16 protein-coding genes are annotated in these 17,786 nt (G+C 66.7%); all 16 read right to left on the bottom strand.

Translation table 11 applies throughout. The features are described 5' to 3' along the window. Positions 1 to 7: 7 nt before the first annotated feature. The 16 genes from B2742_RS07350 to B2742_RS07425 all read right to left on the bottom strand — a co-directional run bounded on the left by B2742_RS07350 (position 8) and on the right by B2742_RS07425 (position 17,720). Entirely contained in the window at positions 8 to 586 is a 579-nt protein-coding gene (locus tag B2742_RS07350) for an OmpH family outer membrane protein (protein WP_292064556.1), read from the bottom strand. 32 nt (positions 587 to 618) lie between these two features. After that, positions 619 to 3,069, bottom strand: a complete 2,451-nt coding sequence (gene bamA, locus B2742_RS07355) for an outer membrane protein assembly factor BamA (protein WP_292064559.1) — start codon at positions 3,067 to 3,069, stop codon at positions 619 to 621. A 32-nt stretch (positions 3,070 to 3,101) separates the two neighbouring features. After that, on the bottom strand, positions 3,102 to 4,307 hold the full coding sequence (locus tag B2742_RS07360) for a M50 family metallopeptidase (RefSeq protein ID WP_292064563.1): 1,206 nt from the start codon (positions 4,305 to 4,307) through the stop codon (positions 3,102 to 3,104). 23 nt (positions 4,308 to 4,330) lie between these two features. Beyond that, positions 4,331 to 5,527 (bottom strand): 1-deoxy-D-xylulose-5-phosphate reductoisomerase, encoded by a 1,197-nt coding sequence (gene dxr / locus B2742_RS07365; RefSeq protein ID WP_292064565.1) that lies wholly within the window; start codon positions 5,525 to 5,527, stop codon positions 4,331 to 4,333. After that, entirely contained in the window at positions 5,524 to 6,339 is an 816-nt protein-coding gene (locus B2742_RS07370; protein ID WP_292064567.1) for a phosphatidate cytidylyltransferase, read from the bottom strand. Before B2742_RS07370 ends, dxr begins: the two co-directional genes overlap by 4 nt. Continuing rightward, on the bottom strand, positions 6,339 to 7,106 hold the full coding sequence (uppS, locus tag B2742_RS07375) for a polyprenyl diphosphate synthase (protein WP_292064568.1): 768 nt from the start codon (positions 7,104 to 7,106) through the stop codon (positions 6,339 to 6,341). Before uppS ends, B2742_RS07370 begins: the two co-directional genes overlap by 1 nt. Before the next feature lie 30 nt (positions 7,107 to 7,136). Next, on the bottom strand, positions 7,137 to 7,694 hold the full coding sequence (gene frr / locus B2742_RS07380) for a ribosome recycling factor (RefSeq protein ID WP_292064570.1): 558 nt from the start codon (positions 7,692 to 7,694) through the stop codon (positions 7,137 to 7,139). Positions 7,695 to 7,729: 35 nt separating this feature from the next. After that, complete coding sequence (gene pyrH, locus B2742_RS07385) at positions 7,730 to 8,470, bottom strand: UMP kinase (RefSeq protein WP_292064571.1); 741 nt, start codon at positions 8,468 to 8,470, stop codon at positions 7,730 to 7,732. Between the two features lie 74 nt (positions 8,471 to 8,544). Further along, entirely contained in the window at positions 8,545 to 10,221 is a 1,677-nt protein-coding gene (locus tag B2742_RS07390) for a ribonuclease J (RefSeq protein WP_292064575.1), read from the bottom strand. After that, on the bottom strand, positions 10,218 to 10,997 hold the full coding sequence (locus B2742_RS07395) for a type III pantothenate kinase (RefSeq protein ID WP_292064577.1): 780 nt from the start codon (positions 10,995 to 10,997) through the stop codon (positions 10,218 to 10,220). The genes B2742_RS07390 and B2742_RS07395 overlap by 4 nt, the downstream gene beginning before the upstream one ends. Continuing rightward, positions 10,997 to 11,746 carry a biotin--[acetyl-CoA-carboxylase] ligase gene (locus B2742_RS07400; RefSeq protein ID WP_292064580.1) on the bottom strand — a complete coding sequence of 250 codons (750 nt, stop codon included), beginning with the start codon at positions 11,744 to 11,746 and terminating at the stop codon, positions 10,997 to 10,999. The genes B2742_RS07395 and B2742_RS07400 overlap by 1 nt, the downstream gene beginning before the upstream one ends. A gap of 6 nt (positions 11,747 to 11,752) precedes the next feature. Beyond that, a complete protein-coding gene (nuoN, locus tag B2742_RS07405) occupies positions 11,753 to 13,198 on the bottom strand; it encodes an NADH-quinone oxidoreductase subunit NuoN (RefSeq protein WP_292064581.1) in 1,446 nt (481 codons plus the stop codon). 7 nt (positions 13,199 to 13,205) lie between these two features. Continuing rightward, positions 13,206 to 14,684 (bottom strand): NADH-quinone oxidoreductase subunit M, encoded by a 1,479-nt coding sequence (locus tag B2742_RS07410; protein WP_292064723.1) that lies wholly within the window; start codon positions 14,682 to 14,684, stop codon positions 13,206 to 13,208. 11 nt (positions 14,685 to 14,695) lie between these two features. After that, entirely contained in the window at positions 14,696 to 16,783 is a 2,088-nt protein-coding gene (gene nuoL, locus B2742_RS07415) for an NADH-quinone oxidoreductase subunit L (RefSeq protein WP_292064583.1), read from the bottom strand. Between the two features lie 2 nt (positions 16,784 to 16,785). Next, the gene (nuoK, locus tag B2742_RS07420; protein ID WP_292064585.1) at positions 16,786 to 17,094 is read right to left on the bottom strand and encodes an NADH-quinone oxidoreductase subunit NuoK; all 309 of its coding nucleotides are present in this window, start codon (positions 17,092 to 17,094) and stop codon (positions 16,786 to 16,788) included. Next, positions 17,094 to 17,720 (bottom strand): NADH-quinone oxidoreductase subunit J, encoded by a 627-nt coding sequence (locus tag B2742_RS07425; RefSeq protein WP_292064587.1) that lies wholly within the window; start codon positions 17,718 to 17,720, stop codon positions 17,094 to 17,096. The genes nuoK and B2742_RS07425 overlap by 1 nt, the downstream gene beginning before the upstream one ends. Between the last annotated feature and the right edge of the window lie 66 nt (positions 17,721 to 17,786).

Raw genomic sequence — 17,786 nt, forward strand, 5'->3', positions numbered from 1 at the left:
CAGCCGACTATTGCTGTTCGGCCGGAACTTCCAGGCGGTTGAACGAGAGCGACGGCAGGGACGTGTTCAGTCGCTGGATGATGACGTCGGTGATGTCCATGGCCGGGTTCTGGAGATAGACCGTCGAACGGTCCAGCAGCAGGCCGCAGCCACGCTCCTGATAGACGGCGACCAGGATCGGGTCCGCGGCGGTGGCGATGGCGCGGATCTGCTGGCGCTGGGTGTACTGCAGCTCGGCCTGACGGCGCTGCTCCAGTTGCTGGGCCTCCTGGGCGCGCGCCTGGAAGGCGCGGGCGCGCGAACCGTCCGGGTCAGCGGCCTGGCCGCCCTGTTGCAGGGCCTGGGCTTCGGTCTGCAGCGAGGTGGCGTAGGGGGTAAGTTCGCCCTGAACCTCGGTGAACAGGCGCTGCATGCCGGCCTGGACCGACTGGCCGGCGGTCGACTGGGCCAGCAGACGGTCGTTGTGGAACACGCACACACCCGGAATGACGGGGCCGGGGTTGGCCGGGGGCGCGGCTGACTGCGCCGCGGCGGAGCCTGCGGCCAGGGAGGCGAGAACGAAAGCGCCGATAGCGAACAGTTTCATCTTGGACCTTTGGTGCGGGACGGGACCCGCCGTTAGAATTGCGTGGAAGTCGAGAAGCGGAAGGTTTCGGTCTTGTCGTAGTCTTCCTTGCCGAGAATGTGGCTGAGGTCGAAACGGATCGGGCCCATCGGCGAGCGCCAGTGAATGCTGAGGCCGGCGGAGGCCCGCAGGGCCAGGTCGTCAACAATCGCAGGATTGGGAACGCCGCCGGCGCCCAGGGTGTAACGGTCGTCGAGAATGCCCACGGTACCAACGTCGGCGAACAGCGAGGTCCGGATGCCGTACTCTTCCGGCAAGCCGTTCGGCAGGGTCATTTCCAGCGTGCCGATGGCGTAGAAATTGCCGCCAAGGGCGTCATTGTTGGTGCCCAGCGTGAGGTCGCGCGGCCCAATGCCCGCCGTCTCGAAGCCGCGGAAGCTGTTCCCGCCCTTGAAGAAGCGATCATTGATCCGGATCGGATCGCCGCCCCAGCCCGAGATATACCCCATCGAGGTCGTCGCCGTGACCACCCACGAAGGCGTGATGCCCCAGTAGGCCGAAACTTCCGCCTCGCTCTTCACATAGTTCACATCGCCGCCGATGCCGGCGAAATCCTGACGAATTGTGCCGGTCCAGCCGCGCGTCGGCCGGACCGGATCGTTCCGGCGGTCGACCAGCAGGGTATAGCCCGCCGATGAGTTGATGAACGAGCCGATCTGGTCGCACAGGGCGCTGGAGCCGCCGGCGCCGGTGCTGCAGAAGCCGCTCGGCACGATGATCTCGTCGCTCTTCAGGAAGTAGCGGGTGCTGAGCAGGGTGTAGCCGTTCAGCGGATAGGAAATGCGCAGCCCGCCGCCGGTCGAACGGTAATCGTACGACGAATATTCGCTGAGGTCGTAGCGGGAGTGGAAGGCATCAAAGCCCGCCCGCAGATCGCGGCCGAGGAATTTGGGCTCGGTGAAGCGGAAGTCGATCTGCTGGCGCAGCGAACCCCACTCGGCCCGCGCGACCACGTTCTGGCCCCGACCGCGGAAATTGCGCTCGGTGATGCCCAGATTGATCACGAAGGCGTCGACCGAACTGAAACCGGCCCCGACCGAAAGCTCGCCGGTCGGTTGTTCGATCACGCTGACGTTGACCACGGACCGGTCCGGAGCCGAGCCGCGGGCCTCATCGATGGTGACGTCCTTGAAGAAGCCCAGACCCCGCAAGTTGTTGCGCGACCGCTCCAGCAAGGTACGGTTGAAGGCGTCGCCTTCGGTCAGCATCATCTCGCGCCGGATCACATTGTCCAGGGTGCGGGTGTTGCCGATGATGTTGATGCGGTCGACGTAGACGCGCTGGCCTTCCCTGATGGCGAAGGTCACATCGACCGTGTCGGTCTCGGGATTGGCGCGATAGGTCGGGTTGATCTCGACGAAGGCGTAACCGGCCGAACCCGCCGCGAACGTCAGGGCGTCGACGGCGGTCTCGATCTTGTCGCTCTCATACAGCTGGCCGGTCCGGATGGGGAGCAGCAGCTTGAGGAAATCCGTGTTCAGACGATCGTTCTCGGTGGTGATCTCGATCGTGCCGAAATTGTAGCGATCTCCCTCGTCCACGGTCAGGGTGATGCCGAAGGCGCTGGAGTCGGGCGCCAGTTCGGAAATCGCCGACAGGACGCGGAAGTCGTAATAGCCGCGGTTGGTGTAGAATTTCCGCAGTTGTTCGCGGTCATAGTCCAGCCGGTTGGGGTCGTAGTTGTCGTTGCTGGTGAACAGCCGGTACCAGGCCGACTGTTCCGTGATCATGACCTCGCGCAGGTCGCTGTCCGAGAAGGCCGAATTGCCCAGGAAGGTGATGGCACGCACGCCGGTCTCGGGGCCTTCGTTGATCTCGAACACCACGTCGACGCGGTTCTGGTCCAGCTGGACGATCTTCGGCGTCACGGTGGCCGAGATGCGGCCCGACAGGCGATAGAGCTCGACGATCTTGCCGACGTCTTCCTGAATTCGGGCGCGGGTATAGATGCCGCGGGGCTTCAGCGTGACTTCCTCGATCAGCTTGGACTCGCCGATCGCGCTGTTTCCCTCGAACACCACCTGGTTGATGATGGGGTTCTCGACGATCTCGACGACCAGATCGCCGTTCGGCTGGACGCCCAGCTGGACGTCGGCGAACAGCTGGGTGCGCGTCAGGGTGCGGACGGCGACGTCCAGCACCGACGGATCGACCGTGTCTCCGGGCTGGATCGGCAGATAGGACAGGACCGTGGTCTGATCGATGCGCTGGTTGCCGCGCACCAGGATGCGATTGATCGTGACACCCTGTTGCTGGGCGGGCGCCGCTTCGGCCTCGGCCGGCGGAGCGGCCTCGACCGGGGCGCCGGGCTGGATCGCGGGCGCGGGCGGAGGCGCTGTCTGGGCCATGGCCGGGCCGGCCAGCCCCGCGGCTACCGCAAGGGCCAGCAGGCTGGGGCTCAGGGCCCTGACGAAACGGAGGGCGGACGCATCTTGTCGGATCATACGGGAAACCATCGGGGGCTGGCGTCGGCTCGTCATGCGAGCCCGCCGAGGAATTTGAACAGGCTCAGCTTCTGCAGGTCGTTCCAGGTCGCGAACAACATCAATCCCGCCAGCAAAGCAAGACCGACACGGTAGCCGACCTCCTGAACGCGGGCGGGGACTGGCCTGCGCGCCACAGCTTCATAGCCGTAGAACAGCAGGTGGCCCCCGTCGAGGACCGGTATCGGCAGCAGATTAACAATGCCAATTCCGATCGAAACTATGGCGGCGAGGCTAATAAACGACAGGGCGAGGTTGCGGGCCATCCAGGCCGGGTCGGGATTCGCCGCGACCGCCTGCTGGGTCACGCCGCCGGCGGCCTTTGCGATGCCAATCGGGCCACTCAGCAGATCACCGGATTCCTTGCCAGCGAAGATTCGGCCGATATAAGTGCCCGTGGTCGCCACGGTCGTGCCGATGGTTTCGAACCCCTTGCCGGCCGCCTCCAGCGGATTGAGCCGACGGACGCGGATGTCGGGCTGCATGACCATGCCGATACGCGCGACGCGAACCTGTCCGGCCAGGTCGTCCTGTTCCAGGCGGCGGACCGGGGTGGCGACCAGGGTCATTTCGCGCCCACCGCGATCGATCACGAAGGTCAGCGGGTCTCCGGCGCTCAGCATGACGGTGTTGGTGACCTGGCTGCTGTCGACGACCGGGCGTCCGTTCACCGACTTGATCAGGTCCATGGGCTGGAAACCGGCCGCCGCGGCCGGCGAGCCCGGAGCCACCTGATAAACCCGCGGCGCCGCGCTCTGCTCTCCGACGACGCTGAACAGGATTGTGAACAGCACGGCGGCCAGCACGAAATTCGCCGCCGGCCCCGCCGCCACGATCAACGCCCGCTGCCAGATCGGCTTGAAATGGAAATAGTGGCGCTCGGCGCCCGCCCCGTTCTCGGCGATTACCCGCTGTTTCAGCTCGGCCAGACCCGCCTGGTCCGGCACGCTGGACGGGTCCAGATCGCCCGAGAATTTGACGTAGCCGCCCAGCGGCAGCCAGGCCAGCCGCCATTCCGTGCCGTGTTTGTCCGTGCGGGCGACGATGGTCTTGCCGAAACCGACGGAGAACCGGTCGATCTTCACCCCGAAGGCGCGGGCGACAAGAAAATGGCCGAGCTCATGGATGGTGACGATAAAGGTCAGCACCAGCAGGAAGGGTACGGTGTAGAGCAGCGCCTGACCGATAAATCCCGTCATGCCGATATCGGTCCCTCCGCCATTTAGGCTGCCGCCGCGATGCCGCGGATGATCGATTCCGCCATCCGACGCGCCTGAGCATCCACGGCCAGGGCCGCGTCGCAGGCATTGTCGGAACCCGAATCCACCCCCGAGGCCGTCACGCGCGACAAGGTGTCGGCGACGACTGCGGCAATATTGAGAAAGCCCAGTCGACGGTCAAGGAAGGCCAGGGCCGCAACCTCGTTCGCCGCATTGAACACGATGGGCGCCGCGCCGCCCGCCTGTAACGCCTGACGCGCGAGTTTCAGGGCGGGGAAGCGGTCCTCGTCCGGGGCCTCGAACGTCAATCGGCCCATGGCGGCGAGGTCGAGGCGCGGCGCGTTCCACGCGAGCCGGTCGGGCCAGGCCAGGGCATAGGCGATCGGCGTCCTCATGTCCGGCGGCCCCATCTGGGCCAGAGTCGAGCCGTCGACATATTCGACCAGGCTGTGGACGATGGACTCCGGGTGCACGACCACCCCGATCCGGTTAGCCGGCATGTCGAACAGATAGGCCGCCTCGATGGCCTCCAGGCCCTTGTTCGCCATGGTGGCGCTGTCGACCGAGATCTTGGCCCCCATGCTCCAGTTGGGATGGGCCACGGCCTGCTCGGGCGTGATCGCCTTCAGGGCCTCGCGCGGCGTGGTGCGGAACGGCCCGCCCGAAGCCGTCAAAACCAGCTTGGCGACCCGCTCGGGGGCCTCATGCGGGAACACCTGGTGGATGGCGGAATGCTCGGAATCGACCGGCAGCAGCCGTCCCCCGGACCGCCTCACCCGGTCGATCAGCGCCGGCCCGCAGCAAACCAGGCTCTCCTTGTTGGCCAGGGCCAGGGTCGCGCCGGTGGCCGCCGCGGCCCAGGCCGAGCGCAGGCCCGCGGCGCCGACAATGGCGGCCATGATCCAGTCGACGGGCCGGGCCGCGGCCTCGATCACCGCCTGATCGCCCGCGGCGACCTCGACCCCGGTTCCAGCCAGGGCCTCGCGCAAGGCGTCCAGCCGGGCCGGGTCGGCGGTGACCGCCAGCTTCGGCTTCCAGCGCCGCGCCTGTTCGGCCAGCCGCGCGATATTGGCGCCGCCGGTCAGGGCCTCGACCTCGAAAACACCCGTTCCCGCCGTCTCGGCCTGATCCATCAGGTCCAGCGTCGAACAGCCGACCGAGCCCGTCGAACCCAGCACCGTGATCCGCCGCCGGATCATGCCGCCCCGCCCGTGAGGCCGACGATCAGCCGGCCGCAGGCCACGACCACAACGGCGAACATCAGTCCGTCCACCCGGTCCAGCAGGCCGCCATGGCCCGGGATCAACTTGCCGGCGTCCTTGACGCCGTAACGCCGCTTGAGCGCCGATTCCCACAGGTCGCCGGCCATGGTGGCCAGGGCGGCCGCCAGCCCGAGGGCCGCCCCCCAGTAGGCGCCGATGCCCATGTCGAGGAAGGTCCCCAGCGCGGCGCCCGCGACGGTGCCGGCGGCGAGACCGCCGATGAAGCCCGACCACGTCTTGTTGGGCGAGAAGCGCGGCCAGAGCTTGGGTCCGCCAACCAGGCTGCCGACCAGATAGGCCATGATGTCGGACGCCCAGGCGATGGCGAAGGCGGACACGGTCCAGGCCAGACCGCTCGGGGTGTCGACGTCTCGCAGCCAGATGAGCAGCACGGCGGGCCAGCCGAGGTAGAGCACGCCGTAGGCGGCATCCAGAGCCTCCTGACCGCGATTGCGGGCGAACAGGCCGGCCGCGACCGCGCCGAAGACCAGCATGACCAGGGCCAGGGACAGTTGCCCGGCGTGGGCCGCCACCACCCCGGCGACAAGCCCGAAGGCCACGGCCCCGGCCATGACCCGCCACGCCCGCGCGGCGCTCATCATCGCCCATTCGGCCGCCAGCAGGGCGCAGGCCATCAGCATAAGGGCGAGGAACCACAGCCCCCCGGCCCAGATGGCCAGGACCGCGGCCGGCGCCAGCACGATGGCCGATGCAGCCCTCAGGCCAATGTCGCCCGCCTTGACCGCCATCAGCCGGCCGCAAGGGCGGGCGCGGCGGCCTCGGCTGGCGCAGTCCGGCCGCCGAAGCGACGATCGCGGTTGCGGTACTGTTCCACCACGTCGGCCAGCCCCTCGGCGCCATAGTCCGGCCAGAGCACGTTCTGATAGACCAGTTCGGCGTAGGCGGCCTCCCACAGCAGGAAGTTCGACAGCCGCTGCTCGCCCGAGGTGCGCACGATCACATCGACCGGCGGCGCGCCCGCCGTCGACAGCCGAAGCCCCAGTGCCTCCTCGTCCAGCGGGCCGGTCGCCCGACCCTCCAGGACGTCATCGACATGGCGCTGCACCGCATCGACGATGTCGGCCCGGCCGCCATAGTTGAAGGCGACCTGGAGCAGGAATTTGTCATTGTGCGCCGTCGACGCCTCGGCGTGTTCGATGATGCGGATGATGTCAGCCGGCAGGCCGGCGCGGCGGCCCAGCACCCGGACCCGCACGCCCGCACGCTCCAGCCGTTTCAGATCGCTGGCGACATAGGAGCGGACCAGTCCCATCAGGTCCGACACTTCCTCGGCCGGCCGGCTCCAGTTCTCGGTCGAAAAGCCGAACACCGTCAGGCAGCGGATGCCGAACCGGGGCGCGGCCTCGACGGTGCGTTTCAGCGCCTGCACGCCCTCGCGGTGACCCATGGCCCGCGGCACGCCCCGCGCCTCGGCCCAGCGCCCGTTGCCGTCCATGATCAGGGCGACGTGGCGCGGTCCGTCAGTCGGCGCGATATGAAAGGGCTCGGCGGGCATGCGACGCGTATCCTACGGCAATTCGCGCCGTCAAACCTGCATGATCTCAACTTCCTTGGCCCGAAGCGCCTCGTCGATGCGCTTGATGGCCGCATCCGTGTCCTTCTGGACCTCGGTTTCCATCTTCTTCTGCTCGTCCTGGCTGATCTCGCCGGCCTTTTCGGCCTTCTTGAGATCCTCATTGGCGTCGCGGCGCACGTTGCGGACGGCGATCTTCTGCTGCTCGGTATATTTGCCGGCCAGCTTGGCCAGGTCCTTGCGGCGCTCCTCGGTCAGCGGCGGCACCGGGATACGCAGGGTCTGGCCGTCAACGATCGGGTTCAGGCCCAGGCCGGCGGCGCGGATGGCCTTCTCGACGGGGCCGACCATCGACTTGTCCCAGACATTGACCGAGATCATCCGCGGCTCGGGCACGCTGATCGCGGCGACCGAGTTGAGCGGGGCGTTGGAGCCGTAGGCCTGCACCTGCACGGGGTCCAGCAGGCCCACGTTGGCGCGGCCGGTCCGCAGGCCGTTGAACTCTTCCTTCAGGGCGGACACGGACTTGTCCATACGCTCGCGGTAGGTCTTGAGGTCGGGCTTGGCCATGGTGGTTTCTCTCGTGTTTTCTTGGCTTTGGCGGCTCAGGCGGCCTTGTTGGACGAGATGACCGTAAAGGTCCCCTCCCCCGTCAACGTCCGACGCAGCGAATTGTCTTCCCGGATCGAGAAAACCACGATCGGAATGCCCGAGTCACGCATCAGGGCGATGGCCGAGGCGTCCATGACCTTCAGATCCTTCGCCAGCACATCGTGATAGGTCAGGGTCTCGTACCGCGTCGCGGTCGGGTCCTTCTTGGGATCGGCCGTATAGACGCCGTCCACGCTGGTGCCCTTCAGCAGGGCGTCGCAGCCCATCTCCGCGGCCCGCAGCGCGGCGCCCGAATCGGTCGTGAAGAACGGCGCGCCGACGCCGGCGGCGAAAATCACCACCCGGCCCTTTTCGAGATGGCGCAGCGCCCGGCGGCGCACATAGGGCTCGGCCACCGCATTCATCGTCAGGGCGCTCTGCACCCGGGTCTGGACGCCGATCTTCTCCAGCGCCGCCTGCATGGCCAGGGCGTTCATCACCGTGGCCAGCATGCCCATATAGTCAGCCGTGGCCCGCTCCATGTCCCCGGCGGCCTTGCTCAGTCCACGGAAGATGTTGCCGCCGCCGATAACCAGGCAGATCTCGACGCCCTCGCGCGCCACATCCGCCACGGCCTGGGCCACGACGGAGACGGTCTTCATGTCGATGCCATAGGCCTGATCGCCCATGAGGACCTCGCCCGAGACCTTGAGCAGGACGCGCTTGTACAGAAACTCGGGCGGGGCGTCGGGCATGGGGCGGTCCTGGGCGGCGGATTCGGCTCCTTATAGGAAGCGAACCCGCCGGTTCAAAGGCCTGACTGCCCGGATTACATCCGCAGAATGATCGTCTCGACGATCGGCCGCCGGTCCCAGATCTGCTGGCTGGCCTTCTTCAGAGCCCGCGAGACGGCCTGTTCGATGACCATCTCGTCCTCCAGCGCCGCGCCCTTCAGCTTCATCACCGCCTGTTCGGCGCGTTCCGCCAGATCATCCAGGGCATCGCCCAGCGGCGACGCCTCGTCGCCCGGCAGGCCAATGGCGCGCACGTCGATGTCGCTGACGATCTTGCCGCGCTTGTCCATGGCGAAGCTGACGATCAGCACGCCGTTGGTCGACGCGTGCCGCCGCTCATGCAGCGCCTCGCCCTGTTCGGTGACCAGACGCCCGCCGTCGACATAGAGCCGGCCGCTGGGGACCTCGTCGATGATGGCAGCCAGACCCGGCGCAAGACGCACCATGTCGCCGTTGCGGGGCGTGACCTGCTCGGGGACGCCGAGGTCTTTCGCCATATTGGCGTGCTCGGCGAGGTGGCGGCGCATGCCGTGCGTCGGCACGGAGATGCGCGGCCTCGCCCAGGCGTACATCTGCTTCATCTCATCCCGGCACGGGTGGCCGGAGACGTGGACGTGCGGGTGATCCTTCTCGGTGTAGAGGCGCACCCCGCGGTCGGCGAGCCGGTCCTGCAGGGCCGCGATCGACAGCTCATTGCCCGGGATCACGCGCGACGAGAAGATGCAGTGGTCACCCAATCCGAGCTTGATGAGCGGATGGGTCCCCTGTGACGCGCGCGACAGGGCGGCGCGGTCCTCGCCCTGGCTGCCGGTGCACAGATAGAGAATCTGGTCCGCCGGCCAGACCCGCGCCTCTTCCTCGGTCAGGATGCGCTGCGAGTCGTTGAACAGACCGACGTGCCGGGCCGCCGCGGTGATCCGGTGCATTGACCGACCGGCCAGCGCCACGCGCCGTCCAGCCAGCTGGGCCGCCTTGATGACGCTGACCATGCGGGCGACGTTGGAGGCGAAACAGCCGACCGCGATCCGGCCGGTCTTCAGGCTGCCGATCAGATCGATCAGCCCTTGCTGGGCGTCGGATTCAGAGCCGGCCTGGCCCTCGACGAAGACGTTGGTCGAGTCGCAGACCATGGCCAGCAGACCATCGTCGCCCAGCTTGGTGATGGCCGCGATGTCGGTCGGCTGGCCGATGACCGGGCTGGGATCCAGCTTCCAGTCGCCGGTGTGGAAGACGGTGCCCAACGGCGTCTTGATGGCCAGCGAGTTCGGCTCGGCGATCGAGTGGGTCATGGTGATCATGGTCACCTGGAAGGGCCCGAGATCGATCGTGCCGCTGAGCGGCACCTCGATGATCTTCACCTCGTTCAGGATACCCGCCTCGCGCAGCTTCTCCCGGATCAGAAAGGCGGTGAAGGGCGTGGCGTAGATGGGGGCCTTAATGCGATGCCACAGCCAGCCGAGGGCGCCGATGTGGTCCTCGTGCGCGTGGGTCAGGACGATGCCGCGAATGGTCTCGCCGTCCAGGAATGCCGGATCGGGCACGATCACATCGACGCCGGGCGTCGACAGGTCGCCGAACGTCACGCCGACGTCGACGATCAGCCATTGGCGATTCGCCTCCGGCCCGTAGCCGTAGCAGTTCAAATTCATACCGATCTCGCCCGACCCGCCGAGCGGGACAAAGACGAGTTCGTCGTTGGGGTTCTTTTTCATGCGTCCTTTAGATGGGTGTTCCGCCGCCATATTTCGAGCAGGCCGCGGATAGTGAGGTCCGGATCGAACCGGTCGATTGATTCTGTGGCCCCTTCGAACAGCGAAGCGACGCCGCCGGTGCCGATGACGGTCATGGGCTTGCCCCACTCCGCCTTGATGCGCGCGACCATGCCCTCGATCAGGGCGACATAGCCCCAGAAGACGCCGGACTGCATGTTGGAGACGGTATCCTTGCCGATCACCCGGTCGGGTCGCTGGATGGCGATGCGCGGCAGCATGGCCGCCGCCTCGTGAAGCGCCTGAAGGCTCAGATTGATCCCCGGCGCGATGGCCCCGCCCTCGAAGGCCCCGTCGGCGGCTATGACGTCGAACGTCGTGGCCGTGCCGCTGTCGATGACGATCAGGTCGCCCGGATAGACCAGATGCGCGCCGATGGCGTTGACCAGCCGGTCCGCCCCCGCCTCGCTCGGCTTGGTGATCCGCGCCGCCATGCTCAGTTGCACATTGTCGCCGATGACCAGCGGCTCGACCGACAGATAGCGGCGCGACAGGTTGCGCAGGTTGAAGATCGACTGCGGCACGACGCTGGAGATGATGCAGCCGTCGAGCTGACTGATCGCCAGCCCGTGCATGGCCAGCAACTGGCTCAGCCAGACGGCGTATTCGTCGGCCGTACGGCTGCTTTCCGTGGCCGTGCGCCACTGGGCGATCCAGTCGCTGCCGTCATGGACCGCGAACAGTGTGTTCGTATTGCCCTGCTCGATCGCCAGCAGCATTACGCGGCCTCCCCGAAGAAGACATCGCCGGCGGAGATCAGCCGCAGGCTCCCGTCCGCCAGCCTCAGTTTCAGCGCGCCGTCGGGCGCCACGCCCTCAGCGATGCCCTCGACCGTCTCGCGACCCAGCCGCGCCACCGCGGGCCCCTCCAGCCCGGCCGTCCGCGCCCGCCAGGCGTCGAGGATCGGCTCAAAGCCCAACGTCTCCCACCGCGTCATCCAGACGTCGAAGGCGCCGGCCAGCGTCGCGGCCGCGGCCTCGACCGTGGGCGGCGCCGTCACGTCTCCCCGGAGGTGGTGGACCAGCGCCGTCGCCGGCCGCTCGGTGCCGTCCGGTGCATGGGCCAGGTTCACGCCGATCCCGACCGCCAGCCACAGGCCGCCGCTCTCGTGCGCCCCGGACTCCACGAGCACGCCAGACGCCTTCTGACCCGCCAACATCACGTCATTGGGCCATTTGATCGTCACCAGCGACACGGGGGCGTACGCGTCCAGCAGGTCCGCGATCGCCAGCGCGGCGACGAACGTCACCTGCGCCGCTTCAGCGGGCGATTTTCGGGTCAATTGCAGCAGGGTGGAAAACAGGTTGCCGTCCTGGCTTTCCCAAGACCGCCCACGCCGTCCCCGGCCCTCGGTCTGGCGTCGGGCGACGATCCACAACGGGCCGGACTCGCCCGCGTCCGCGCGCCGGCGGGCGTCGGCATTGGTCGAGTCGGTCTGGTCGAGCAGCAGGATGGGCGCGGCGGGCATCCGCCCCTACCCGGCTCCGAAGCCGGTCGCCGCGATGCCCGCGAAATGGTCGATCCAGCCGATGGCGACGATGACCAGCGGGAAGGCGAAAGCCGCCGAGGCCCAGGCGATGGTCCTCGCCTCGACCGGCGACGCATCCGTCGGCCCCACGCCCTCGGGCGTCGGGTCGAACCACATCAGCTTGATGATGCGCAGATAGTAGAACCCGGCCACCACCGAGGCGACCAGACCGGCCGCGCCGACCATCCAGTAGCCGGCGTCGGCGGCTGCGCCGAAGACATAGAATTTGGCCCAGAAGCCGGCCAGCGGCGGCATGCCCAGCACCGACAGCGACAGCACGGTCAGGGCAATGGCCGTCACCGGCTTGTCCTTCCGCAGGCCCGCCAGGTCGGCGATTCTGCGGATCGGCTTTCCACCGCGCGACAGCGACAGCAGGATGGCGAAGAAGCCGAACTGGTCGATGACATACAGGGTCATGAACACCAGCATGGCCTTGACCCCCAGCGTCGTACCGGCGGCGATGCCCAGCAGGGCGTAACCGATATTGGCGATCGAGGAATAGGCCAGCAGCCGCTGCAGATCCTTCTGCACCAGACCGCCGAACGCCCCGACGGCGAACGAGATCAGCGAGATGAGGATCAGCACCTGGGCCCACTGGTCATGCGAACCGGCGAAAGCGCCTTCCAGCGTACGCGCGATCAGCACCATGGCGGCGACCTTGGGCGCCGTGGCGAACAGGGCCACCACCGGCGTCGGCGCGCCCTCATAGACGTCGGGCGTCCACATGTGGAACGGCGCGGCCGAGACCTTGAAAGCCAGACCACAGATCAGGAACACCAGGCCGAAGATCAGCCCCGTGGACTCATTGGCGGCGGCGTAGGCGGCGATCTCGTCGAACCGCATGGAGCCGGTGAAGCCGTAGATCAGGCTCGCGCCGTACAGCAGCAGTCCGGACGACAGGGCGCCTAGCACGAAATACTTCAGCCCCGCTTCCGACGCCTTGAGGTCGTCGCGGTGGTAGGCGGCCAGCACATAGAGGGCCAGCGAGTGCAGCTCGATGCCGACATAAAGCGAGATCAGGTCGCCCGACGACGCCATCATCCCCATGCCCGCCGAGGCCAGCACGATCAGGACCGGATATTCGAATTTGGCGATCTTCGCCCGGCGCATCCAGCCGTCGCCCAGCACGATGGCCACGGCGCTGGACAGGAAGATCAGCGCCTTGCCGTAGACGGCCAGCGGATCGGCCACATAGGCGCCGTTGAAGGCCATGCCGAGCGGCCCCGTCACGGTCACGGCGGTCGCGGCGACCAGCAGGCCGACCGACAGGATTGAGATGAAGCGCGCGCTCTTCTCACCCATGAAGGCGCCGAGCATGAGCAGCACGAGGCCGCCGACCGCGAGCGTGCTCTCGGGGGCGGACAGGCGCAGGGCGAAATCAAGATCTGGCATCATCGTCTCACCCGCCGATCGCGGCGCGATAGGTGGTCGTCAGGGCCTCGACCGAGGCGGCGGTGTAGTCCAGCACCAGACCGGGCTGGAAGCCCAGCCACAGGGTGCCGATGATCAGCGGCGCGAAGATCAGCAGTTCGCGCTTGTCGACGTCGGTGATCGCCTTCATCGCCGGATTGGTGATCTCGCCGAACATGACGTTGCGGTACAGCGTCAGCGCATAGACCGCCGAGAAGATCACGCCCGAGGCGGCGAACAACGCCGTCCAGGTCGAGACCTCATAGATGCCGACCATGGTCAGGATCTCGCCGATAAAGCCCGAGGTGCCCGGCAGGCCGACGTTGGCCATGGTGAACAGCATGAAGATGGCCGCGAACCATGGCATGCGCGCGGTCAGGCCGCCGTACAGGGCGATCTCGCGGGTGTGCATCCGGTCATAGACCACGCCGACGCAGAGGAAGAGCGCGCCCGAGATCAGGCCGTGGCTCAGCATCTGGAACACCGCGCCCTGCACGCCCTGATCGTTGCCGGCGAAGATGCCCATGGTCACGAAGCCCATGTGCGCCACCGACGAATAGGCGATCAGCTTCTTCATGTCCGTCTGCCGGAAGGCGACCAGCGAGGTGTAGACGATGGCGATGGCCGAGAGGGCGAAGACCAGCGGCGCGAAGGTCTGCGACGCCTGCGGGAACATGGGCAGGTTGAACAGGATGAACCCGTAGCCGCCCAGCTTCAGCAGGATGCCGGCCAGGATGACCGACCCCGCCGTCGGCGCCTGGACGTGGGCGTCGGGCAGCCAGGTGTGGACCGGCCACATCGGCATCTTGACCGCGAAGGAGGCGAAGAAGGCCAGCCAGAGCAGCGGCTGGACCGTCGGGCTGAAGGCGTATTCCTTGAGCGCCGGAATGCTGGTCGTGCCGGTCTCGGCGGCCATCCACAGCATGGCCAGCAGCATCAGCACCGAGCCCAGCAGGGTGTAGAGGAAGAATTTGTACGAGGCGTAGATCCGGTTCGCCCCGCCCCACACGCCGATGATGATGAACATCGGCACCAGGGTGCCTTCGAAGAAGATGTAGAACAGGAACAGGTCCAGCGAGGTGAAGACGCCGATGACCAGCGTCTCCAGAACCAGGAAGGCGATCATGTAATCGACCACCCGCTCCTTGATCGTGGCCCAGCTGGCCAGGATGCAGATCGGCATCAGGAAGGCGGTCAGCAGGACGAACAGGATCGAGATGCCGTCCACGCCCATATGGTACTGGGCGCCCACGAACCAGACGTAGCGCTCGACGAACTGGTAGGCCGCGCTCGACGGATCGAACGTCGCCACCAGCACGGCTGAAACCGCAAGGGTGACCACGGTGGTCAGAAGCGCGATCCAGCGCGCCGCGCTGTCCGCTCCGGCCTTGTTGAAAAGCCGCGCCAGCAGGATCAGGCCCGCGCCGACCAGCGGCAGGAAGGTGACGACGCTGAGGATGAAGGGGATCTGGGGCAAGATCAGGCTCCCCACGTATAGATGGCGAAGGCGAGGAAGCCGGCCAGGCCGAGCAACATCACGAAGGCGTAGAAATAGACATAGCCGGACTGGAAGCGGCTCAGGCCGCCCGCGAATTTGCGCGACAGCCAGGCCATGCCGTTGGGCCCGCCGCCGTCGATGATCTTCACGTCGCCGACCTTCCAGAACAGGTCGCCGACCGCCCGCGCGCCCTTCACGAACACGACCTCATACAGCTCGTCGAAATACCATTTGTTGTAGAGGAAGCCGTGGACCAGCCCGCCCCGGTCGGCCATCCGGCGCGCCATGCCTTCCTTCATCACATAGAGCCAGAAGGCGGCGAAGCTGCCGATCAGCGTCAGGACCAGCGGCGACCACTTCACCCAGGTCGGGACGTCGTGGCTGTCGTGCAGGACATGGTTGGACTCGGCGACGAAGATCGCGCCGCGCCAGAAGTCGTGCTCGTGGTGACCGATGAACCAGGGGGCGAAGACGAAGCCCGCGGCGATCGCGCCGACCGCCAGAAGCAGCAGCGGAACCAGCATGATCCACGGGCTCTCGTGCGGCTTCAGCGGGCCGTGATGGGCGTGGTCGTCATGGGCATGGCCGTCATCAGCCAGCGGCTCGTCATGCGTCTCGAGCTGGGCCGGATGAGCGGCGTGGTCGTCATGCGCGTGGTCGTCGTGATGCGCGTCCTTCCACACCGGCTTGTTGTGGAAGGTCATGAACACCAGACGCCATGAATAATAGGCGGTCAGGCCGGCGGCGAGGATGCCGACGAAGAAGGCGAACAGCCCCATGGCCGAATGGCCGTTGGTGAACGAGGCGAAGGCGCTCTCAATGATCGAGTCCTTGGAATAGAAGCCCGCCAGACCGCCAACGCCGGGAATGCCCAGGCCGGTGATGGCGATGGTGCCGATGGTCATCACCGCATAGGTGACGGGCAGCAGCTTCCACAGCCCGCCCATCTTCCGCATGTCCTGCTCGTGGTGCATGCCGTGAATGACCGAGCCGGCGCCGAGGAACAGCAGGGCCTTGAAGAAGGCGTGGGTGAACAGGTGGAACATGGCGGCCTGATAGGCGCCGACGCCCGCCGCGAAGAACATGTAGCCGAGCTGCGAACAGGTCGAATAGGCGATGACCCGCTTGATGTCGTTCTGGGCCAGACCGACCGTCGCCGCGAACAGGGCCGTGACCGCGCCGGTCAGGGCGATGATGGCCGAGGCGAACGGGGCGTACTCATAGATCGGCGACAGCAGGCAGACCATGTAGACGCCGGCGGTGACCATGGTCGCCGCGTGGATCAGGGCCGACACCGGCGTCGGGCCCTCCATGGCGTCGGGCAGCCAGGTGTGCAGGAAGAACTGGGCCGACTTGCCCATGGCGCCGACGAACAGCAGGGCGCCAGCGAGGTCGAGCGCCGACCAGTTGTGACCCAGGAAGACCCAGCCGGTTCCCGCCTTGGCGGCGATCATCGGGAACAGTTCGGCGAACTGGATCGTGCCGAACATCCAGAACACCGTCAGGATGCCGAGGGCGAAGCCGAAGTCGCCGACCCGGTTGACCACGAAGGCCTTGATCGCGGCGGCGCTGGCGGTGGACTTCTTGTACCAGAAACCGATCAGCAGATAGGACGCCAGCCCCACCCCTTCCCAGCCGAAGAACAGCTGCATGAAGTCGGCGGCGGTGACCAGCGCCAGCATGGCGAAGGTGAACAGCGACAGATAGGCGAAGAACCGCGGCTTGTCGGGATCCTCGGCCATATACCCCCACGAATAGAGGTGGACGAGCGAGGACACGCTGGTGACCACGACCAGCATGACCGCCGACAGGGCGTCGATGCGGATCGACCAGACCGACTGGAAATCGCCGACATTGATGAAGGGGAACAGCTCGACCGTGAAGGCCTCCATATGCCCCCAGGTCCACTGGCTGAACACGACCCACGCCACGGCGCAGGAGAAGAACAGCAGGCCCGTGGTGATGGTCTTCGAGACCAGGTCGCCGAGCCGCCGGCCGCTCAGGCCGACGATAACGGCGCCGAGCAGCGGCGCGAAGACGCCCAGGGTGACGAGAAGCGCGAGATCCACGGTCAGCCCTTCATCACGGAGGCGTCGTCAACCGCGATGTCGCCGCGGTTGCGGAAGAAGGTCACCAGAATGGCCAGGCCGATGGCGGCCTCGGCCGCGGCCACGGTCAGGACGAACATGGCCATGATCTGCCCCTGCACGTCGTTCAGATAGGCCGAGAAGGCGACGAAATTGATGTTCACGGCCAGCAGGATCAGCTCGACCGACATCAGGATGATGATGACGTTCTTGCGGTTCACGAAGATGCCGAAGACCCCGATGGTGAACAGGATCGCGCCCACCGCCAGATAGTGCTGCAGGGTGATATCCATCAGACCAGATCCTCGGGAGTGACGCCGGCGCCGGTGGTCACGGACTTGACCTCCATCGCCGTCTTCGCATCGCGGCCAACCTGGCGGGCGATGTTCTGGCGCTTGATGCCGGGCTTGTGGCGCAGGGTCAGGACGATGGCGCCGATCATGGCGATCAGCAGGACGATCCCCGCCGCCTGGAAGATGTAGACATAGTCCGTGTACAGAACACGTCCGATGGCCTCGACATTGCTCATGTCCGCCGTCGCCGCGACCGGCCCGGTCGCATCGGCGGCCGCGCCCCCGCTGACCACGGCCAGCGAGATCATGACCATCTCGGCGAGCAGGATTCCCGCGACGATCATCGCCAGCGGCAGATAGCGGGCATAGCCCTCGCGCAGCTTCACGAAGTCGACGTCCAGCATCATGACGACGAACAGGAACAGCACCGCCACGGCGCCGACGTAGACGACCACCAGCAGCATCGCCAGGAACTCCGCCCCGAGCAGGACGAACAGCCCCGCCGACGAGAAGAAGGCCAGGATCAGCCACAGCACGCTGTGCACGGGGTTCTTCGCCGTGACGACCATCAGGCCGCCCAGCACGGCCACCGTGGCCAGCAGATAGAAGGCAATGCCTTGCAACATCGGAGGCCTGCGCCCCTTTCGGTTAGTGGAGGACGACCCCGTTCGGAATCGCCGTCCTGTTCAGCG

Origin of the sequence: Brevundimonas sp. UBA7664 (assembly GCF_002483305.1) — a bacterium.
GTDB lineage: Bacteria > Pseudomonadota > Alphaproteobacteria > Caulobacterales > Caulobacteraceae > Brevundimonas.